The sequence below is a fragment of the Mycobacterium sp. 050134 genome, from assembly GCF_036409085.1.
In the GTDB taxonomy this organism is placed as follows: Bacteria; Actinomycetota; Actinomycetes; order Mycobacteriales; family Mycobacteriaceae; genus Mycobacterium.
In genome coordinates this window covers 17,085-37,236 of sequence record NZ_JAZGLV010000016.1, presented here as the reverse complement: position 1 = coordinate 37,236, position 20,152 = coordinate 17,085, and the positions used below count along the sequence as shown (strand labels likewise).

At 68.7% G+C, this 20,152-nt stretch carries 18 protein-coding genes and 2 tRNA genes; 6 read left to right on the top strand and 14 right to left on the bottom strand.

The window, feature by feature from the left end; translation table 11 throughout:
- Positions 1 to 76: 76 nt before the first annotated feature.
- From clpP2 to SKC42_RS19305, 4 genes are all read right to left on the bottom strand, one after another.
- Entirely contained in the window at positions 77 to 721 is a 645-nt protein-coding gene (gene clpP2 / locus SKC42_RS19320; RefSeq protein WP_330965883.1) for an ATP-dependent CLP protease proteolytic subunit ClpP2, read from the bottom strand.
- Entirely contained in the window at positions 718 to 1,308 is a 591-nt protein-coding gene (gene clpP1 / locus SKC42_RS19315) for an ATP-dependent CLP protease proteolytic subunit ClpP1 (RefSeq protein WP_085254965.1), read from the bottom strand. Before clpP1 ends, clpP2 begins: the two co-directional genes overlap by 4 nt.
- Before the next feature lie 127 nt (positions 1,309 to 1,435).
- Complete coding sequence (tig, locus tag SKC42_RS19310; RefSeq protein WP_330965882.1) at positions 1,436 to 2,851, bottom strand: trigger factor; 1,416 nt, start codon at positions 2,849 to 2,851, stop codon at positions 1,436 to 1,438.
- A gap of 51 nt (positions 2,852 to 2,902) precedes the next feature.
- Positions 2,903 to 2,979: transfer RNA gene (locus SKC42_RS19305), tRNA-Pro, on the bottom strand.
- A gap of 146 nt (positions 2,980 to 3,125) precedes the next feature.
- Here SKC42_RS19305 and SKC42_RS19300 point away from each other — a divergent pair.
- Positions 3,126 to 3,196, top strand: a tRNA-Gly gene (locus tag SKC42_RS19300).
- A gap of 33 nt (positions 3,197 to 3,229) precedes the next feature.
- Positions 3,230 to 4,438 (top strand): serine hydrolase domain-containing protein, encoded by a 1,209-nt coding sequence (locus tag SKC42_RS19295; RefSeq protein WP_330965881.1) that lies wholly within the window; start codon positions 3,230 to 3,232, stop codon positions 4,436 to 4,438.
- A 45-nt stretch (positions 4,439 to 4,483) separates the two neighbouring features.
- Here the strand turns inward: SKC42_RS19295 and SKC42_RS19290 are convergent, their stop codons facing one another.
- The 4 genes from SKC42_RS19290 to SKC42_RS19275 form a co-directional block, all read right to left on the bottom strand.
- A complete protein-coding gene (locus tag SKC42_RS19290; RefSeq protein ID WP_330965880.1) occupies positions 4,484 to 4,747 on the bottom strand; it encodes a hypothetical protein in 264 nt (87 codons plus the stop codon).
- 80 nt (positions 4,748 to 4,827) lie between these two features.
- Positions 4,828 to 5,628: an Fpg/Nei family DNA glycosylase gene (locus tag SKC42_RS19285; RefSeq protein ID WP_330965879.1), complete on the bottom strand. Its 801-nt coding sequence runs from the start codon at positions 5,626 to 5,628 to the stop codon at positions 4,828 to 4,830.
- A 3-nt stretch (positions 5,629 to 5,631) separates the two neighbouring features.
- Positions 5,632 to 6,111, bottom strand: coding sequence for a ribose-5-phosphate isomerase (locus SKC42_RS19280; RefSeq protein ID WP_330965878.1), 480 nt, complete (start codon positions 6,109 to 6,111; stop codon positions 5,632 to 5,634).
- Positions 6,112 to 6,150: 39 nt separating this feature from the next.
- Positions 6,151 to 6,774: an Rv2466c family mycothiol-dependent reductase gene (locus SKC42_RS19275; protein WP_330965877.1), complete on the bottom strand. Its 624-nt coding sequence runs from the start codon at positions 6,772 to 6,774 to the stop codon at positions 6,151 to 6,153.
- Positions 6,775 to 6,881: 107 nt separating this feature from the next.
- Between SKC42_RS19275 and pepN the strand changes: the two genes are divergently transcribed.
- A complete protein-coding gene (pepN, locus tag SKC42_RS19270) occupies positions 6,882 to 9,479 on the top strand; it encodes an aminopeptidase N (RefSeq protein ID WP_330965876.1) in 2,598 nt (865 codons plus the stop codon).
- Between the two features lie 112 nt (positions 9,480 to 9,591).
- Here pepN and SKC42_RS19265 read toward each other — a convergent pair whose 3' ends face one another.
- The 3 genes from SKC42_RS19265 to SKC42_RS19255 are packed head-to-tail and all read right to left on the bottom strand — an operon-like array spanning position 9,592 to position 10,996.
- Positions 9,592 to 10,059: a DUF5130 domain-containing protein gene (locus SKC42_RS19265; RefSeq protein ID WP_330965875.1), complete on the bottom strand. Its 468-nt coding sequence runs from the start codon at positions 10,057 to 10,059 to the stop codon at positions 9,592 to 9,594.
- Positions 10,046 to 10,273, bottom strand: coding sequence for an aa3-type cytochrome oxidase subunit CtaJ (gene ctaJ / locus SKC42_RS19260; protein WP_330965956.1), 228 nt, complete (start codon positions 10,271 to 10,273; stop codon positions 10,046 to 10,048). The genes SKC42_RS19265 and ctaJ overlap by 14 nt, the downstream gene beginning before the upstream one ends.
- A gap of 57 nt (positions 10,274 to 10,330) precedes the next feature.
- Entirely contained in the window at positions 10,331 to 10,996 is a 666-nt protein-coding gene (locus SKC42_RS19255) for an HNH endonuclease (protein WP_330965874.1), read from the bottom strand.
- Between the two features lie 143 nt (positions 10,997 to 11,139).
- On the opposite strand from SKC42_RS19255, the gene SKC42_RS19250 reads away from it, so the two are divergent.
- The 3 genes from SKC42_RS19250 (at position 11,140) to SKC42_RS19240 (ending at position 14,186) form a co-directional block, all read left to right on the top strand.
- Entirely contained in the window at positions 11,140 to 11,529 is a 390-nt protein-coding gene (locus tag SKC42_RS19250; RefSeq protein ID WP_330965873.1) for a globin, read from the top strand.
- On the top strand, positions 11,529 to 13,097 hold the full coding sequence (locus SKC42_RS19245) for a glycoside hydrolase family 13 protein (protein ID WP_330965872.1): 1,569 nt from the start codon (positions 11,529 to 11,531) through the stop codon (positions 13,095 to 13,097). The genes SKC42_RS19250 and SKC42_RS19245 overlap by 1 nt, the downstream gene beginning before the upstream one ends.
- Positions 13,098 to 13,169: 72 nt before the next feature.
- Positions 13,170 to 14,186, top strand: a complete 1,017-nt coding sequence (locus SKC42_RS19240; RefSeq protein WP_330965955.1) for a pyridine nucleotide-disulfide oxidoreductase — start codon at positions 13,170 to 13,172, stop codon at positions 14,184 to 14,186.
- A 17-nt stretch (positions 14,187 to 14,203) separates the two neighbouring features.
- On the opposite strand, the gene SKC42_RS19235 is transcribed toward SKC42_RS19240, so the two are convergent.
- Genes SKC42_RS19235 through SKC42_RS19225 form a run of 3 tightly spaced genes read right to left on the bottom strand, consistent with a single transcriptional unit; the run spans position 14,204 to position 20,105 of the window.
- On the bottom strand, positions 14,204 to 14,854 hold the full coding sequence (locus SKC42_RS19235; RefSeq protein WP_330965954.1) for a hypothetical protein: 651 nt from the start codon (positions 14,852 to 14,854) through the stop codon (positions 14,204 to 14,206).
- Positions 14,851 to 15,264 (bottom strand): acyl-CoA thioesterase, encoded by a 414-nt coding sequence (locus tag SKC42_RS19230; protein ID WP_330965871.1) that lies wholly within the window; start codon positions 15,262 to 15,264, stop codon positions 14,851 to 14,853. Before SKC42_RS19230 ends, SKC42_RS19235 begins: the two co-directional genes overlap by 4 nt.
- Positions 15,261 to 20,105, bottom strand: a complete 4,845-nt coding sequence (locus SKC42_RS19225) for an NAD-glutamate dehydrogenase (protein ID WP_330965870.1) — start codon at positions 20,103 to 20,105, stop codon at positions 15,261 to 15,263. Before SKC42_RS19225 ends, SKC42_RS19230 begins: the two co-directional genes overlap by 4 nt.
- Positions 20,106 to 20,152: the final 47 nt, after the last annotated feature.

Genomic DNA, 20,152 nt, shown 5'->3' with positions numbered 1-20,152 from the left:
CACCGAGCGTGTAGTCACGGCGAAAAATCGCCGGAAAAACCGCAGTGAGTGCACGCTCGGCGCGTGAACGCGAGAACTACGCGGTCTGAGCGGAAAGCTTCCGGTACTCGAGCACGGTGTCGATGATCCCGTAGTCCTTGGCCTCCTCGGCCGTCAGGATCTTGTCCCGGTCGGTGTCCTTGCGGATCGTCGCGGCATCCTTGCCGGTGTGGCGGGCCAGCGTCGTCTCCATCAAAGTCCGCATCCGCTCGATCTCGGCGGCCTGAATCTCCAAGTCGGAGAACTGGCCCTGGATGACCCCCGACAGCGAGGGCTGGTGGATCAGCACCCGCGCGTTGGGCAGCGCCATCCGCTTGCCCGGGGTGCCCGCGGCCAGCAGCACCGCCGCGGCCGACGCGGCCTGACCCAGGCACACCGTCTGGATGTCGGCGCGCACGTACTGCATGGTGTCGTAGATCGCCATCAGCGACGTGAACCCGCCGCCGGGCGAGTTGATGTACATGGTGATGTCGCGGTCGGGGTCCAGCGACTCCAAAACGAGCAATTGCGCCATGATGTCGTTCGCCGAGGCGTCATCCACCTGGACGCCGAGGAAGATGATGCGCTCCTCGAACAGCTTGTTGTAGGGGTTGGACTCCTTGACGCCGAAGCTCGAGTGCTCGATGAACGACGGCAGGATGTAACGCGCCTGGGGCTGGGTCCGGGGGTCGAGAGGATTCACTGGGCTTCTCCGTTGGTGATGTGGGCGGCGCGGGTGATGATGTGGTCGACGAACCCGTATTCCAGGGCCTCCGGGGCGGTGAACCAGCGGTCGCGGTCGGAGTCCGCCTCGATGCGTTCGATCGACTGCCCGGTGAACTCGGCGTTGAGCCGGAACATCTCCTTCTTGATGACGTGGAACTGCTCGGCCTGAATCGCGATGTCGGCCGCGCTGCCGGTCACGCCGCCCAGCGGCTGGTGCATCAGGATGCGGGCGTGCGGCAGCGCGTAGCGCTTGCCCTTGGTGCCCGCCGCGAGGAGGAACTCGCCCATCGACGCGGCCATGCCCATCGCGTAGGTGGCGATGTCGCAGGGCGCGAGCACCATGGTGTCGTAGATCGCCATGCCGGCGCTGATCGATCCGCCCGGGGAGTTGATGTACAGCGAGATGTCTTTCTCGGCGTCCTCGGCGGCGAGCAGCAGGATCTGCGCGCACAGCCGGTTGGCGACTTCGTCGTTGACCTCAGAGCCCAGGAAGATGATGCGCTCGGACAGCAAGCGCTCATAGACCGAGTCCGTGAGAGTGAGCCCCTGCGAGGGCGAACGCATGTCAGTCACGACTGAGGTACCTGCTTTCTCGAAGTTCCGTATGCACCGACCCTAACCAACCGAGCCCTGGTTTGGCGGTCCGCGCTTGGTCTGATGTGGGCTCGTTCGCTCACAGCGTCACGGCGCGTCATTCCGCCGCGTCGGCCTCGTCCTCGGCGCCCGCCTCGTCGGCCTCGTCCGCTTCCTCAGCCTCGCCCACCGGCTCGGCCTCGTCGACCTCGGGGCGCTTGCCGAAGAACTCACTCGTGTCGATCGTGTTCCCGGCAGTGTCGGTGACCGTAGCCGACTCGACCGCCGCGGCGATGGCCAGGCCGCGCCGCACATCGGAGAACATGGCCGGCAGCTGGTTGTTCTCCTGCAGGTAGCCAAAGAGCTGCTGCGGCTCGATGCCGTACTGCCGGGACGTCATGATCAATCGTTCCGTCAGGTCTGCCTGACCGACCTGGACCTTAAGCTCGTCGGCCAGCGAGTCGAGCAGCAGCTGCCGCTTGACGTCGGCCTCCGCCGCGGCGCGCGCCTCGGTCTCGAACTCCTCCCGCGACTTGCCCTGGCCGGCGAGGGCCTCCTCGAACTTGGCCTCGTCGTGGTCCAGGGTGTGCAGCGCGTTGTGCAACGTGCCCTCGAACTGGGCCTGCACGACGGCCTCGGGCAACGGCACCTCCACCAGTTCGAGCAGGGCGTCGAGCGTCGCCTCGCGGATCGCCTCGGCCTGCTCGCCACGCTTGACCCGCGCCACCTGGTCGCGCAGGTTGGCCCGTAGCTCCTCGATGGTGTCGAATTCGCTTGCCAGTTGGGCGAATTCGTCGTCGGGCTCCGGAAGTTCCCGTTGCTTGATTGATTTGACCGTGACCGTCACCTGCGCGTCCTGGCCGGCGTGCTCACCGGTCGCCAGCTTCGCGGTGAATTCGCGGGACTCGTCGACGGACAACCCGATGAGCGCCTCGTCGAGGCCCGCGATGAGGCGGCCGGAGCCGACCTCGTGGGACAGCCCCTCCGCGGCCGCACCGGGCACCTCCTCGCCGTCGACGGTGGCGGACAGGTCGATCGAGACGAAGTCACCGTCGGCGACCGGTCGCTCGACTCCGGTGAGGGTGCCGAACCGCTGCCGCAGGGACTGCAACTCGGCCTCGACGTCCTCGTCATCGACCCCGATGGGGTCCACCGTGACCTTCAACTCGCTCAGCGGCGGGAAGATGATCTTCGGGCGGATGTCGACCTCGGCGGTGAAGGCAAGGTCCTGCCCGTACTCCTTGTTGGTGACCTCGATCTCCGGCTGACCGATCGGCTGGACTGCCGATTCCGCGACGGCCTGCCCGTAGCGGGCGGGCAGCGCCTCGTTGACGACCTGGTCCAGCATCGCCTCCCGGCCGATGCGGGCCTCCAGCAACTTCGCCGGCGCCTTCCCCGGCCGGAAACCGGGCAGCCGGATCTGCTTGGCGAGTTCCTTGTAGGCCCGCTTGAACTCGGGCTCGAGCTCGGTGAACGGCACCTCCACGTTGATCCGCACCCTGGTAGGGCTCAACTGCTCGACGCTGCTCTTCACGGGTGTGCTCCTCGGTGGTCGGTTCTGGTGGCCGTGTCTGCGGCACAGTGCTGGTCGGGGTGACAGGATTTGAACCTGCGGCCTTCCGCTCCCAAAGCGGATGCGCTACCAAGCTGCGCTACACCCCGCACTGACCTCGCGATCCTACGGCGCCCCGGTACGGGGCTGGCCACCGGCTTTGCCCCGACCGCGAGGACCTCACGGGGCGATCACAAGACCGCGTCGATTAGATTTGATCTTCGCCGGCAGCTACAGTCACGCTCGACTAACACATGCGGGCGTAGCTCAATGGTAGAGCCCTAGTCTTCCAAACTAGCTACGCGGGTTCGATTCCCGTCGCCCGCTCGGAGCTAAGTGTCTGCTCGATAGAAAGGCGCCATGATCGACGCCAACCCGACCGCGGAGACGAGCACCACAATCCACGGCTCATGCACATCCGAGTTCGCCGGCGTGCGCGAGGCCTTCGAGCGCAATTTCGCGCTCCGCCGGGAGGTCGGCGCGGCGGTCGCGGTGTGGGTGGACGGCACCCTGGTGGTCAACCTGTGGGGCGGCAGCGCCGACGCCGCGCGCACCCGGCCGTGGCGGCAGGACACCCTCACCACCGTGCTTTCCGGCACCAAGGCGCTGACCGCCACCTGCGTCCATCAGTTGGCGGACCGTGGCGAGGTGGACCTGCACGCGCCGGTGGCGCGCTATTGGCCGGAGTTCGGGCGTGCCGGCAAGGAAGACATCACCCTGGCGATGGTCATGGGTCACCGGTCCGGCGTGATCGGGCCGAACAGGCGGATGCGCTGGGAGGACGTCGCCGACTGGGACTTCGTGTGCGAGCAGCTGGCCGACGCCGAGCCATGGTGGCGGCCGAACACCGCCCAGGGCTACCACATGACCACGTTCGGCTTCATTCTCGGCGAGGTCTTCCGCCGGGTCACGGGTCGAACGGTCGGGCACTACCTGCGCACCGAGATCGCCGAACCGATCGGCGCCGACGTCCACATCGGGTTGTGCGCAGCCCAGCAGCGGCGCTGCGCCGACCGGGTGAACAAGCCGCACGCGCGGGACCTCCTGGCCGACGCCCAGGCCCCCGGCTACCCGACCAGCCTCGACGAGCACCCCAAGGCCGGGCTGTCGATCTCGATGGGCTTCGCGGGCGACGACGAGCTGAGCTCCCACGACCTGCAACTGTGGCGCCAACTCGAGTTCCCCGGCACCAACGGCCAGGTCTCGGCTCTCGGGCTCTCGACGTTCTACAACGCGCTCGCGCAGGAGAAGCTGCTCAGCCGCGAACACATGGACCGCGTGCGGGTGTGCCAGGGCGGTTTCGAGCCCGACCTGGTGCTCGGTCCGCGGGTGGCCGACCATGGCTGGGGCCTCGGCTACATGCTCAACCAACGGTGCGTCAACGGACCCAATCCCGGCATCTTCGGCCACGGCGGCCTGGGCGGCTCGTTCGGCTTCGTCGACCTGGAACACCGGATCGGCTACGCGTACGTGATGAACCGCTTCGACGCCACCAAGGCCAACGCCGACCCGCGCAGCGTCGCCCTCAGCAGCGAGGTGTATGCGGCGCTGGGGGTCGTTCCTCGATAGCACCCCCCAAATGGCGCGCCCTGCCGGATGGCAGGGCGCGTTCGATCAGGGGTGCCACCCGGGCGGCGGCAGTCCGGGCGGGCCCCACGGGCCGCCCGGACGCGGCGGGCCACCCCACCCCGGAGGCGGTGGCGGCGGTCCCCCGCGCCAGTCATGGCAGCTGTTCCAGTCCCAGTTGTTCCCCCAACCCGGGTCCCAGAACTCGCCTGGGCACCATTGCGGGAACGGACCCGGCTGGGCCTGCGTCTGCGGGGCGATGCCCAAGCCCGCCAATCCCAGCCCGCCGATTGCCACAGCCGTTGCGGCCAAACGTGGAAGCGTTCTCACGAAATTTCGATACCCCGGCGGGGACCTTCGCTAAACCCGCGGAGCCGCCGGTGAGGTGGTCATCACTTCTGGCACGTCGGGCACCAGAACACGTTGCGGCCCTCCAGCACCGCGGTGCTGATCGGCCCCCCACAGACCCGGCAGGGCTCCCCCGGTCGCCGGTACACATAGGTCCGGGGCCGGCCGGGCAGGTACGACGGCGGGCCGTGGTCGTGCTCGGGTTCCACCACGACGATCTTGCCGCGCCGCAAACCGACCTTCATCAGCGCAACCAGGTCGGTCCAGGCCGCACCGAACTCCGCCTCGCCCACGTCCCGGCCCGGCCGATACGGGTCTATTCGATGGCGGAACAGCAACTCGCTGCGGTAGACATTGCCCACGCCCGCCATGACGGTCTGGTCCATCAGGAGCGCGCCGATCGGCCTGCGCGACTTCGTGATTCGCGTCCAGGCCCACGACGGATCGGCGTCGCGGCGCAGCGGGTCGGGACCCAGCCGGGCCAGCACGTCGCTGACTTGGGCCTCGTCCACGACTTCGCACACCGTCGGCCCGCGCAGGTCGGTGCCGTGGTCGGCGCCGACGATCCGCATCCGCACCTGCCCGACGGGTTCGGGGAGCACCGCACCGTCGTCGCGCGGCCACTCGGTGAATGCCCCGTACAGGCCGAGGTGCACGTGCACGATCGGCCCGCCGGCGTAGTGGTGGAAGAGGTGCTTGCCCCAGGCGCTGGTCCGCGTCAGCACCCGGCCGTCCACCGCGTCACCGTCGAATCGACCCTGCGGGCTGGACACCGCGACCGGCGCGCCGGCGAACCGGCGCTGGTGCAGCCGGGCCAGCCGATGCAGCGTATGCCCCTCCGGCATGTGTCAGGCCGGGGCGCCGGGGACCGGCGGCGCCTGATGCGTGCGCTCGTACTCGCTGAGGATGTCGATCCGGCGTTGGTGCCGTTCGGCTTCCGACCACGGCGTGGTGAGGAAGGCGTCAACGAATGACAGTGCCTCCTCGACGGTGTGCATGCGACCACCGATTCCGATCAGCTGCGCGTTGTTGTGCTGCCTGGCCAGGCTCGCCGTCTCGACGCTCCACGCCAGCGCACACCGCGCCCCCGGCACCTTGTTGGCCGCGATCTGCTCCCCATTGCCCGAGCCGCCCAGCACGATGCCGAGGCTCTCCGGGTCGGCCACCGTGCGGGTGGCCGCGGCGATGCAGAAAGCCGGGTAATCGTCCTCGGCGTCGTAACCGAACGCGCCGCAATCGATGGGCTCATGCCCGGTTCGCTTCAGGTGCTCGATGATCTGCTGCTTGAGCTCGAATCCGGCGTGGTCTGAACCCAGGTAGACGCGCATGCCCGACATCTTTGCATGCCGCGAGCCGCGCCCGAGGAATCAGTCGAACTGCGGCGGCTCGGTGCGGGTCCGCTTGAGCTCGAAGAAGTGCGGGTACGAGGCGAAGGTCACCGAGGCGTCCCACAGCTTGCCGGCCTCCTCGCCGCGGGGGATCTTCGAGATCACGGGACCAAAGAACGCCACACCGTTGACGTGGATGGTGGGGGTGCCGACGTCGTCGCCGACTGCGTCCATACCGGCGTGGTGGCTTTTGCGCAGCGCGTCGTCATAGGCGTCGCTGGTCGCGGCCTGGGCCAGCTCCGCCGGCAGCCCGGCGTCGGCGAGCGACAGCTTGATGACCTCTTCGAGGTTCTTGTTGTCCTCGTTGTGGATCCGGGTGCCCATGGCGGTGTACAGCGGCGCCAGCACGCTGGCGCCGTGGGCCTGCTCGGCGGCGATCGCCACCCGCACCGGCCCCCAGGCGTGCTTCATCATTTCGCGGTACTTGTCGGGGAGGCCTTCGCGGTTCTCGTTGAGGATGGCCAGGCTCATGACGTGGAAATGCACTTCGATGTCGCGGACCTTCTCGACCTCGAGGATCCAGCGCGACGTGATCCAGCACCACGGGCACAGCGGATCGAACCAGAAGTCGGCTTGGTTTTTCCCGGTAGCGTTTTCGGGCATCGCGCAGTCCTTTCGTCGGTCAAGACACCGTCCACCACAACCGTAGGCTCGCCGCGGGTGTTCCCGCCGTGCGCGAGAACCGCGCACACAGCACGTAAGTTGGACGCGTGGCCCTTCCTAACCTCACCCGGGACCAGGCCGTCGAACGCGCGGCCCTGATCACCGTGGACAGCTACCGGATCGATCTCGACGTCACCGACTGCAATGGCGGAGCTTCCGGCAAGCGAGCCTTCCGCTCGACGACGACCGTCACGTTCGACGCGCTCCCCGGCGCCGACACGGTCATCGACCTCGCCGCCGACACCGTGCGCAGCGCCACGCTCAACGGCCGCGAGCTCGACGTGTCGGGGTACGACGAGTCGACCGGGATTCCGCTGCGCGGGCTCGAGGAGCACAACGTCGTCGTCGTCGACGCCGACGGCCGCTACTCCAACGCTGGCGAGGGCCTGCATCTGTTTCTCGACCCGGTGGACGCCGAGACCTATCTGTACTCGCAGTTCGAAACCGCCGACGCCAAGCGGATGTTCGCCTGCTTCGACCAACCCGATCTCAAGGCGACGTTCGACATCACGGTGACCGCACCCACGCACTGGAAGGTGGTGTCCAACGGCGCCACCGTGTCGGTCTCGGAGTCGGGCGGGGCCGCTGTGCACACGTTCGCCACCACGCCCCGGATGAGCACCTACCTCGTCGCCCTGATCGCCGGACCCTATGAGCGGTGGAAGGACTCCTACGTCGACGAGCATGGCGAGATCCCGCTGGGCATCTACTGCCGGGCCTCGCTGGCCCCGTTCATGGACGCCGAGCGGCTCTTCACCCAGACCAAACAGGGCTTCGGCTTCTACCACAAGAATTTCGGCCTGCCGTACGCGTTCGGCAAGTACGACCAGCTGTTCGTGCCCGAATTCAACGCCGGCGCAATGGAAAACGCGGGCGCGGTCACGTTCCTGGAGGACTATGTCTTCCGCAGCAAGGTCACCCGGGCCTCCTACGAACGGCGCGCCGAGACCGTGCTGCACGAGATGGCGCACATGTGGTTCGGCGACCTCGTCACCATGAGGTGGTGGGACGACCTGTGGCTCAACGAATCGTTCGCCACCTTCGCGTCGGTGCTGTGTCAGGCCGAGGCGACCGAATTCACCGAAGCCTGGACCACTTTCGCGACGGTCGAGAAATCCTGGGCGTACCGCCAGGACCAGCTGCCGTCCACCCATCCGATCGCCGCCGACATCCCCGACCTGCACGCGGTGGAGGTCAACTTCGACGGCATCACCTACGCCAAGGGCGCGTCCGTCCTCAAGCAGTTGGTGGCGTACGTCGGGCTGGAACACTTCCTGGCCGGACTGCGGGACTACTTCCGCGCCCACGCGTTCGGCAACGCCACGTTCGACGACTTGGTCGCGGCGCTGGAGAAGGCGTCCGGGCGCGACCTGTCCGACTGGGGCCGGCAGTGGCTGAAGACCACCGGGCTGAACACCCTGCGCCCAGAGTTCGACGTCGATGCCGAGGGCAGGTTCACCCGGTTCGCCGTGACGCAGAGCGGCGCGGAACCGGGCGCCGGTGAGACGCGCACGCATCGGCTCGCGGTGGGGATTTACGACGACGACGCGTCCGGCAAGCTCGTGCGGGTGCACCGGGAGGAACTCGACGTCGAGGGGTCCGTCACGGAAGTCCCTGCGCTGGTAGGGGTTTCGCGCGGCCAGTTGGTGCTGGTGAATGACGACGACTTCACGTATTGCTCGCTGCGCCTGGATTCGGAGTCGCTGCTGACCGCGCTTCGGCGCATCGCCGACATCGCCGAACCGCTGCCGCGCTCGTTGGTGTGGTCGGCGGCCTGGGAGATGACCCGCGCGGCCGAGCTGCGGGCCCGCGACTTCGTCGCGCTGGTGTCGGGCGGGGTGCAGGCCGAAACCGAGGTGGGCGTGGCGCAGCGGCTGCTGCTTCAGGCGCAGACGGCGCTGGGCTCCTACGCGGACCCCGCCTGGGCCCGCGAGCGCGGCTGGCCGGAATTCGCCGACCGGCTGATGGAGCTGGCGCGCGCCGCGGAGCCCGGGTCCGATCACCAGCTGGCGTTCGTCAACACGCTGTGCTCGTCGGTGCTGTCGACCCGCCACGTCGTGGCGCTGGCCGACCTGCTCGACCACGACCCCGCGGAGTCGGGGCTGGCCGGGCTGGTGGTCGACACCGACCTGCGCTGGCGCGTCGTCACCGCGCTGGCCACCGCCGGACACATCGACGCCGACGGGACGGCGGCGCCGTTCATTGATGCCGAGGTGGAGCGCGACCCGACCGCGGCGGGCAAGCGACACGGCGCCCAGGCCGCGGCGGCACGGCCGCAGGCTGCGGTCAAGGAGCAGGCGTGGGCGACGGTGGTCGAGGACGACACCGTGCCGAACATCACCGCACGGTCGATCATCGGGGGCATCGCGGCCCCCGGTCAGCACGAGCTGCTCAAGCCGTTCACCGCCCGCTACTTCGAGGCGATCCCCGGCGTCTGGACGCGGCGGTCCAGTGAGGTCGCCCAGACCGTGGTCATCGGCCTGTACCCGCACTGGGACGTCAGCGAGGAAGCCGTCGCCGCGGCGGACGAGTTCCTGTCCGCCCCCGAATCGGAGGTGCCGCCGGCGTTGCGGCGCCTGGTGCTCGAGGGGCAGGCCGGGGTGAAGCGGTCGCTGCGCGCCCGCAAGTTCGACACCACCGAGTAGCGAGCCTGCGCTCAGCGCGTCGAAACTGCGCTCCGCGCGCGAATGACGTCAAATCACGCCATCAGCGCAGGCTCGACGCCGTAAGCGCCCTAGCGCCGTAAGCGCCCAGCAATCAGGCCGGCGAGATCGCGGCGCTCATCACGCGGATCGCGCTGACCAGCCCGTCGACCAGGTCACCGCGCTCGAAGGACGCCGACGCGGCGGCCACCCCAAGCGGCGCCGCCGACTCGGCGCCACGGCCGCGCACCGCGGAGCCGTAGACCACCTCGATGGCGCGCTGATCGGGCGAGACCGCGAGCAGCACGGCGTCGTCGGGCGTGGGCACCCGAGCGAGCAGCTCGCGCGCGCGGGCGGCGGTGTCGGCGCCGAGGTCGCCCAGATACACGGCGAACCGGGCGCGCGACGCCCGCGACCCGTACTTCAACGCGTCGTCGATGGCCACCAGGTCCTTGATCGGGAACGGGTAGTGCACCGACAGCTCGCCGGGCTCGGTGACGCCCGAGATCCGTCCGCTGGCGGTGATCACCGAACCCTTCGGCAGCTCCGCCGGGTCGACCGTTGCGACCTCACCACTTGCCACTGGCGCCACCTCCAACCGAGAACTCAGACGTGCCGTGTCCGCCGTGCGCATGGCCCACGTCCTCGTCGACCGCGGCCCAGAGGATCGGCGGGTGTGTCCACTTTTCGCCCAGCTTGTAGGTCGCGGGGTGCGGCCCCTTGCGGGACAAGGTCAGCCCCGCCAGCACGACCACCAGCAGCAACGGGATGCCGATGAAATACAGGTGGATCTCCAGCATGCTCACGACGCAAACGGTATCCCACGGGATGCGCCACCGATACACGTGATCGGCTTATGCCGCGCCTTCGCCGAGATACCGGGCCCAGGCAGGATCGAGCTCCTTGACCGTCGACAGCAGCCGCCAGTGCTGCCCGGTCGGGGGCAGCGGCGTGCGGCGCAGCGCCCAGCCGAGCTCGGCGAGCAGCTTGTCGCCCTTGCGGTGGTTGCAGGTCGAGCAGCACGCGACGCAGTTCTCCCACGAGTGGTCGCCGCCGCGGCTGCGGGGCACCACGTGGTCGATGGTGTCGGCCTTGGCTCCGCAGTAGGCGCAGCAGAACCGGTCGCGGTGCATGAGCGCGGCGCGGGTCATCGGGACGCGAGCGCGGTAGGGCACCCGCACATATGTCCGGAGCTGGATCACCGACGGCATCACGATGGACCTGCTCGCCGAATGGATCATGGGGCCGGCCGGGTCGTGGTGCACCACGTCGGCCTTGCCGCAGATCACCATCACGATGGCGCGCCGCATCGGCAGCGCGGTCAGCGGCTCGTAGGTGGAATTCAGCAGCAGCACCCGTCGGCGACTCCAGATCGAGGCGGTGTCGCTCCGCGTAAGCGGGTGCGTGTCGGCGCGGGGATAGCTTTCGACGCTGTGCAGGGCCGACGCGGTTGGGGGCCCGGTTAACCCTGCCGCGGCACCGGAACTGCGGTGGCTGCGGCGTCTCTTGCCCTGCGCCATAGATCCTCCGTGGACAGTCCACCACGATTCGCCGCCAACCGCACGCCTATCGCAGGTGCGCGCCGTGTCGAAACGGTGAACACCCGGCGCAGCTTCGGCCCGCCGCGGTTTGCTGCCCCGGCGATGCACCACAATGGAGGGCGATGGAGCAAGAGACTTTCTACGACGCTGTCGGCGGCGCCGAAACCTTCAACGCGATCGTGTCCCGCTTCTACGCGCAGGTCGCTGAGGACGAGATATTGCGGCGGATCTACCCCGAGGACGACCTCGCGGGCGCCGAGGACCGGCTCCGCATGTTCCTCGAGCAGTACTGGGGCGGCCCGCGGACCTATTCGGACCAGCGTGGCCACCCGCGCCTGAGGATGCGCCACATGCCGTTCCGGATCACCCCCCTCGAGCGCGACGCCTGGCTGCGGTGCATGCACACAGCGGTCGCCTCGATCGACTCGCGGACCCTCGACGACGAGCACCGGCGCCAGCTGCTCGACTACCTCGAGATGGCCGCCCACTCCCTCGTGAATGCGGCGCTGTGATGGCGGACCCCATGGCCTGGTGGTCGGACGCGGTCTTCTACCAGGTCTATCCGCGGTCGTTCGCCGACAGTGACGGTGACGGCGTCGGCGACCTGGACGGTTTGGCCGCCGGGCTGGACTACCTGGACCGGCTCGGCGTCGACGCCATCTGGATCAACCCGGTCACGGTGTCGCCGATGGCCGACCACGGCTATGACGTCGCCGACCCGCGCGACATCGACCCGCTCTTCGGGGGGCTGGCCGCGTTCGAGCGGCTGGTCGCCGCTGCGCACAAGCGGGGCATCAAGGTCACCATGGACGTGGTCCCCAACCACACCAGTTCCCAGCACCCCTGGTTCCAGGCGGCGCTCGCCGCGGGACCCGGCACCGAGGCGCGCGACCGCTACTTCTTCCGCGACGGGCGGGGCCCCCGCGGGGAGTTGCCGCCGAACAACTGGGAGTCGGTGTTCGGCGGGCCGGCCTGGACGCGGGTCACCGAGCCGGACGGCAACCCCGGCCAGTGGTACCTGCACCTCTTCGACACCGAGCAGCCCGACCTCAACTGGGACAACCGCGAGGTGTTCGACGACTTCGAGAAGACGCTGCGGTTCTGGCTGGAGCGCGGCGTCGACGGGTTCCGCATCGACGTGGCGCACGGGATGGCCAAGCCGGCGGGCCTGCCGGACTCGACGGACAACAGCACGGTGTTGCGCCACACCGACGACGACCCGCGCTTCAACAACCCGAACGTGCACGCGATCCACCGCGACATCCGCACGGTCGTCAACGATTACCCGGGCGCGGTGACCGTCGGCGAGGTGTGGGTCACCGACAATCACCGGTGGGCCGAGTACCTGCGGCCCGACGAGCTGCACCTGGGGTTCAACTTCCGCCTCACCCGAACCGATTTCGACGCCGACGAGATCCACGACGCGGTACAGAACTCGCTGGCGGCCGCGGCGATCGTCGACGCCACCCCGACGTGGACGCTGTCCAACCACGACGTGGGGCGGGAGGTCACCCGGTACGGCGGCGGCGAGATCGGGCTGCGCCGGGCGCGGGCCATGGCGATGGTGATGCTCGCGCTGCCGGGCGCGGTGTTCATCTACAACGGCGAGGAGTTGGGCCTGGCCGACGTCGACCTGCCCGACGAGGTGCTGCAGGACCCGACGTGGGAACGGTCGGGACACACCGAACGTGGCCGCGACGGCTGCAGGGTCCCGCTCCCCTGGTCGGGCGACGAGCCGCCCTTCGGCTTCTCGGCCAATCCCGACACCTGGCTGCCCATGCCGGCCGAGTGGGCGGCGCTGACCATCGAGAAGCAGGACGCCGACGCCGGTTCGACGCTGTCCTTCTTCCGGCGCATCATCCAATTACACAAGGAAAAGCCGGAATTCGACGGCGGCGAGATCGACTGGCTGGCCGCACCGGCCGGGGCGTTGGTGTTCCGGCGACGCGGCGGCGGTCTCGTCTGCGCGCTGAACGCGGGCACCCACCCGATCCCGCTGCCGCCGGGCGACGTGATCGCGGCCAGCGCGCCGCTCAGCGACGGCCAACTTCCCCCGGACGCCGCGGCCTGGCTGGTGTAGGCGGGACCACGTGGCAAGCGCCCGCCCGCTCGCTGCTCTATATCTAGTTAGGTGACGCCCTACGAGTGGACGGTGGTGGGGGCCGGGCCCGCGGGAATCGCCGGGGTGGGCAGGCTCCTCGACCGCGGGATCGCCCCCGACGAGATCGCCTGGATCGACCCCGCCTTCGCGGCGGGTGACCTCGGCCGGAAGTGGCGGTCGGTGTCGAGCAACACCGTCGCCGGGACCTTCCTGAGCTTCCTGCATGGCTCGGCGGCGTTCAGGTACGACGAGGCGCCGCCCATGCCGCTGGGGGAGGTCGACCCCGACGAGACGTGCGCCCTGGCCTTGGTGGCCGAGCCCCTCGACTGGGTCACCGGGCACCTGCGCGAACGGGTGCAGATCCATGAGACGACGGCGACCGCCCTCTTCCTGGAGAGACGACGCTGGCGAATCGAAACCGGGCTGCGAGAAGTCTTTTCGAAAAACGTGGTGTTGGCCGTCGGCGCCGTCCCCAAGCGTCTCTCGTATCCGCATCTGACCGAGATCCCCGTGGAGATCGCCCTCGACCCTGAAAGGCTCGCGGAGCAGCCGCTGCACGGTGCGACGGTGGCAGTCTTCGGCTCGTCGCACTCGTCGATGATCGTGCTGCCGAACCTGCTGCGCCAACCGGTCGCCAAGGTGATCAACTTCTACCGCAGCCCCCTCAAATACGCCGTCTATCTGGATGATTGGATCCTCTTCGACGACACCGGCCTCAAGGGCCGGGCGGCACAGTGGGCTCGCGAGAACATCGACGGGGTGTACCCGGACCGGTTGGAGAGGTGCTGGGTCTCAGGCCCGGACTTCGCGGCGACGCTCGACGTGTGCGACCGCGTCGTCTACACCGTCGGCTTCGAGCGCAGGAAACTCCCCGCGACGCCCCAGTGGGGTGAGCTGGGTTACAACCGGATCAACGGAATCATCGCGCCCGGCCTGTTCGGCCTTGGCATCGCCTTCCCGGAGTACGCCGAAGACCCGTTCGGCTACGGGCAATTCCGGGTCGGCCTGAAGAAGTTCATGGACTACCTCGACTCCGTTCTGCCGCTGTGGATGATCTATGGCACCTGATCGCCGGCCGCCGCCGATCAGCTCAGCACCAGCGCCGGATCGCCGCGCCGGCGGTACACCGAGCCGAACCGCGCATCTACGCGCAACCACGTCGGCGAGATTCGCACACGGATGATCTCCTCAGCGGATGGCTGCGGCAGGAAGCCCATTGCGGTTAAGGCGAACACGCATCGCATCGGCAGCCCGACGCTGGCGTCGGGCGAGCTGACCTGGACGACCTCCTGGTCGAGCAGCGAGACCGGCGGGCCATGGGCGCCGCTGTGCTCCTTGGCAAGTCGGCCACCTTGCTGCGCGAGGTCGAGCAGCACGCGGGCGGGCACGTCGTCGAGGTGGGTGAAGCCGGATTCCGGGGGCAGCGCGCCTCGCCACGCGGAGTCCATGGCGAAGCCCGGGTCGACGTAGCCGGAGGCGTCCATCGCGGACAGGCCGCGAGCCAGCGCGTCCGCGGCCACCGTCATGTCACCGGGGCGGACCGTGCCAATTACCACCCGGCTCGCCAGCACGTCGAAACCCGTTGCGACCCAGGCCGTCAGCAGCCCGTCGGACCGCGTGCGCAGCCGGATGACGGCGGTGTCGTCCATCCGCAGCGCGTTGTCGGCGAAGGCGGCCAGGTCGCCGCGCTGGGCGGCCCTGGCTTCCGGGCCGACCCATAACCCGCGCTCGGCTATCGGATCCACCGCTGCAGATACTCCCGATGGTGTGGGGAGAGCCGCACCAGGCGCTCCTCCTCTATGTGCACGGCGGCCAGTTGCGACTCGGCGATGACGGCAGGCTTGGACTCGGGATCGGCGCTGACCGAGCGGACTTCGTAGCCGAGCGTGAAGTCCACCGCCCGCAACCGCTTGGTCCACATCGTCACCTGCAGTGGCGAATCGACAAGGCGCAGTTGACCTTTGTAGGTCACCTTGACTTCGGCGATCAGCAACCCGATGGTCAAGATGTCGACCTCGAATGCTTCGCGCAGGAACTGGACCCTGGCCTCCTCGAGGATCGTGACCATCGTGGCGTGGTTGACGTGCTGATACATGTCGATGTCGGACCACCGGACGGGCACCGACGCGACGAAGCCGGCGCTCAACTCGACGATCCCCGCCCACTGGTGCGGGTCATCCGGCGGATCTGGCGGGCCGCCACCGATAACGTCGCGAGGTCCTTTTCACCGCTCTCCTGAATCTCCAACAGCGTGCGGCGGGCACGCTCCACGCGGGATGCGCTGATGTGCTCCCACTCGTTGATCTTCTGCTCGCCGCTTTCGTCGGGCTCCCCCACCGCGAGCACGTCGAAACACAGGGAGCGTAACGAAGCATAGATGTCGTCGCGAATCGCCAAGCGTGCCAACGAATGCCACCGATCGTTGCGGGGCAGTTCGGAAACCGCGGTCAACAGGCTGTCGGTGCCGAGCCGGTCCATCAGGGCGAAATAAGTGTCCGCCACCTCGGCGGCGTCAATCTCGGTGATGTCGCCGACGTCGATGATGTCCAGCAGGCTGAAGCGGTACAGCCCGGCGGCGACCGTGTAGGCCAGGTCCTCGGGCGCGCCCTGCGAAGCGAACTCCGCCGCCTCCTTCTCGACGATGGCCTTGTCGTTGCCGCGCAGCCACTGCGACATCCGCGGCGTCAGGTGCCGCACCTTGGCGGCGAACCGGTTGATCTCTGCGCCGACGGCCAGCGGCTGGGGGCGGTAGTTGAGCAGCCAGCGGCCGGCCCGGTCGATCAGCCGCCGGGTGTCCAGCGTGAGCCGGTCCGACACGGCGACAGGCAGATTCGCCGCGCGGATCCGGCGGCAGATGTCGCCCACCCCGAAGATCGCGTCGGTGGCGACGTAGGTGCGCACGGCGTCGACGGGTCTCACCCCGACGTCCTCGGTGATCCGGAACGCGTAGCTGATGCCGGCGGTGTCCACCAGGTCGTTGATCAGCATGGTGGTGACGATCTCGCGGCGCAGCTGGTGGGTGCGGATCTCGGGGGTGAACCGTTCCCGCAGCGGGGTCGGGAAGTAGAGCGGTATCCGGGAGGCGAAGACGTCCTGTTCGGGCAGCTCGGTGCCGAGCATCTCCTCTTTGAGTCCCAGCTTGACGTGCGCCATCAGCGTGGACAGCTCCGGCGACGTCAGCCCGATGCCGGCCTCGGAGCGCCGGTGGATCTCCTTCTCCGACGGCAGCGCCTCCAGTTCGCGGTTGAGCCCGCGCTCGTCGACCAGGTTCTGGATCAGCCGCGCGTGCACCGGCAGCAGGCTGGCGGCGTTGGCGCGGCTGGTGCCGATCAGGTCGTTCTGGTCCTCGTTGTCGGTGAGCACCAGCCGGGCGACCTCGTCGGTCATCGACTCCAGCAGCCCTTTGCGCTCGTCGGGCCGCACCTTGCCGGCGATCACCAGCGAGTCGATCAGGATCTTGATGTTGACCTCGTGGTCCGAGCAGTCCACGCCCGCCGAGTTGTCCATCGCGTCGGTGTTGATCCGGCCGCCCGACAGGTCGAACTCGACCCGGCCGAGCGCCGTGACACCGAGGTTGCCGCCTTCGCCGATCACCTTGGCGCGCACCTGATGTGCGTTGACGCGCACCGGGTCGTTGGCGCGGTCACCGACGTCGGCGTCGGACTCGGATTCGGCCTTGATGTAGGTGCCGATGCCGCCGTTGAACAGCAGGTCCACCGGCGCCTGCAGGATCGCCTTGATCAGGTTGGGCGGGGACAGGTCGCTCACGTCGTCATCGATGCCGAGCGCGTGGCGAACCTGGGGGCTGACCGGGATGGCCTTGTGTTCGCGGCTGTAGACACCGCCGCCCTCGCTGATCAGCGACTCGTCGTAGTCGTCCCAGCTGGACCGCGGAAGGTCGAACATCCGCCGGCGCTCCGCCCACGACGCGGCGGCATCGGGGTTGGGGTCGAGGAAGATGTGCCGGTGGTCGAACGCGGCGATCAGCCTGATGTGCTTGCTCAGCAGCATGCCGTTGCCGAACACGTCGCCACTCATGTCGCCGATGCCCACAACGGTGAAGTCCTCGGTCTGGGTGTCCACCCCCATTTCGCGGAAGTGCCGTTTGACGGCCTCCCAGGCGCCCTTGGCGGTGATGCCCATGGCCTTGTGGTCGTAACCGACGGATCCACCGGACGCGAACGCGTCGCCCAGCCAGAAGCCGTAGGACTTCGCGACGTCGTTGGCGATGTCGGAGAACGTCGCGGTGCCCTTGTCCGCCGCCACCACCAGGTAGGCGTCGTCGCCGTCGCGCCGCACGACGCCGGGGGGCGGGCTGACCTTGCCGGTGGCGTGGTCGACGTTGTCGGTCACGTCGAGCAGCCCGGAGATGAACAGCTGATAGCACGCGACGCCTTCGGCGCGGGTGCCGTCGCGGTCCGCGGCCTGGTCGCCGGTGGCCAGCGGCGGTCGCTTCACGACGAAGCCGCCCTTGGCCCCGACCGGCACGATGACGGCGTTCTTGACGGCCTGCGCCTTGACCAGGCCCAGGATCTCGGTGCGGAAGTCGTCGCGGCGATCCGACCAGCGCAGGCCGCCCCGCGCCACCGGACCAAACCTCAGGTGCACGCCCTCCACTCGCGGGGAGTAGACGAAGATCTCGTACCTGGGCCGCGGCAGGGGCAGCTCGTCGAGGAGCTGCGCGTCGAGCTTGAGCGCCAGCACGTTGCGGCGACGGGCCGAACCCTCGCGCGTCACAAAGTAGTTGGTGCGCAACGTGGCCTGCACCAGCGACGCGAACGCGCGCAGGATGCGGTCGGTGTCCAGACTCACCAGCGCGTCGATGTCCTGCGCGACCGCCGCGGCGGCGGCCTGCGCGTCGCGGCTCGCCGACGACCGTTCAGGATCGAAGAGGGCCTCGAACAGCGTGACCAGGGACCGCACGGTCGAGGGGTGCTCGCCCAGCACCGACTCGATGTAGGACTGGCTGTACGGAAAGCCGGCCTGCCGAAGGTATTTCGCGTATGCCCGCAGCAGCACCACCTGCTGCCACGTCAGCCGCGCGCGCATGACCAGCTCGTTGAACCGGTCGACCTCGACGCGGCCCTGCCAGATCGCGGTGACCGCGTCGGCGAATCGCTGGGCGGTCGACTCGCGTTCCTCGGCCGTCGACGCCACCGGGATCGTGGGGTGCGGTTGGATCTTGAACTGGTAGATCCACACCGGCAGCCCGTCCGCGCGGGTGACCGTGAACGGCCGTTCCTCGAGCACCACGACACCCATGCTCTGCAGCATGGGCAGCAGCTGGCTCAGCGAGGCGGTCCGCCCACCGAGGAACCACGTGAGCTGGGCGGCCCCGTCCTCGACCCGGTCGGAGAACACCAGCTTGACCGAATCATCGTGCAGCCCTTTGATGATCGCGATGTGGTCGATGGCCTCGCCTGGGGTGACGGCCTGCTTGTAGACCTCCGAGAAGGCGGCGGCGTAGTGCTCGGCGTCGGCGTGGGAGACCGGGCCGCCCGGAAGGTCGGCGGCGGCGCCGATCAACCGGTCGGTCCAGGTGCGCGCCGCCTCGCTGAGCAGGCCCTGAATCCGGAGCCGATTCTCCTCGGAGACGTCGACCGCGTCCGCGTACTCGGGCAGGCGGACCATGAAATGCATGAGCGCCCAAGGTGATTCGCTCACGCGGGCGGTGAATTCCAGCCGCGTTCCACCGAATTCGCGAACGAGGATGTCCTCGATCTGCAGCCGCACCTGGGTGGTGTACCGGTCGCGGGGCAGGTAGACCAGGCAGGAGACGAAATACTGCAACCGGTCGGCACGGAGGAACAGCAGCGCGCGCCGCTGCGATCCCAGATCCACCACCGCTTTGGCCATCTTCAAGAGCCGTTCGGAGCTGAGCGTGAACAGCTCCGAACGCGGGACGGTCTGGATGACGTCGAGCAACAGCTGCCCCGGGTGGATCGGGTCGCTCTCGGCCATCGTCAGCGCCTCGCGGACCCGCCGCGAGATCGTCGGGATCTCCAGCACGTCGGCGTTCATGGCGGCGACCGTGAACAGACCGACGAACCGGTGTTCCACGACGCCGTCTTCGCCGCCGGCGTAGTCGCGAACCGCGACCGCGTACGGGTACGCGCCGTAGCGCAGGTAGCTGCCCACCACCGACTGGGCCAACACCAGCAGCTTGTCGTCGTCGGTCAGGCGGGGCCGCGAACCGGTGCGGGTACGCAGGACGCCCAGGCCCGCCGATCCGTCGCCGGACACCAGACCGTCATGCACGCGGCAGCGCTGGTAGCCCAGCAGGAGGAAGTTGCCGTCGGCGAGCCAGCGCAGCAACCCAGCCACGTCGTCGCGGTCGGGCGCCGAGAATCGTCCGCCGGCATTGGCTTCGACCTCTGAAGCCAGCTCGCACAGGGTGGCGATCAGCGTCGACGCGTCGCTGGCGACCTGCTGCACGTCGGCCAGCACTTTGGGCAGCAGGCGCTCGACCTCGATGAGGCCCTTGCTGTCGACGGATGGCTCCAGCTGCACGTGGATCCACGCCTCGCCGACGTATTGCGACGCGTCGGCCGGTTTCGGTTCGACGCTCTGCAGGTCGCCCGCCGGGTTGCGCCGCACCTCGAAGACCGGGGTCATGATGGCCGCGTAGGCGACGCCGAGCCGGTGCAGCAGCACGGTGACGGAGTCCATCAGCATGCCGCCGTGGTCGGTGACGACCTGCAACGCCGGCCCGAACCCGGCCGGATCGTCCGGGGCGTAGACGGCGACACGGCTTTCGCCGGCGGGGCGGCGCTCGCCGAGGCGGTAGTGCGCGCCCAGCATCCCGGGGCTGACGATGGCGGCGGGGACGGTCAGGTCGACAGATCCGGTTGCCGTGCCGGGTTCGTCACTGTGCGGACCGCGGTAGCTCTCGATGTAGGCGGTCGAGATCCATTCGGGGATGTCCTCGAATTCGCTGAAAGCGGTCCACGGCTTGAGATCCTGCTTCGCCCCCGGATCGATCGTCATGCCGACTGCTCCCAACTCACGACGGTGCCACGCTGCCCCATCCGCCC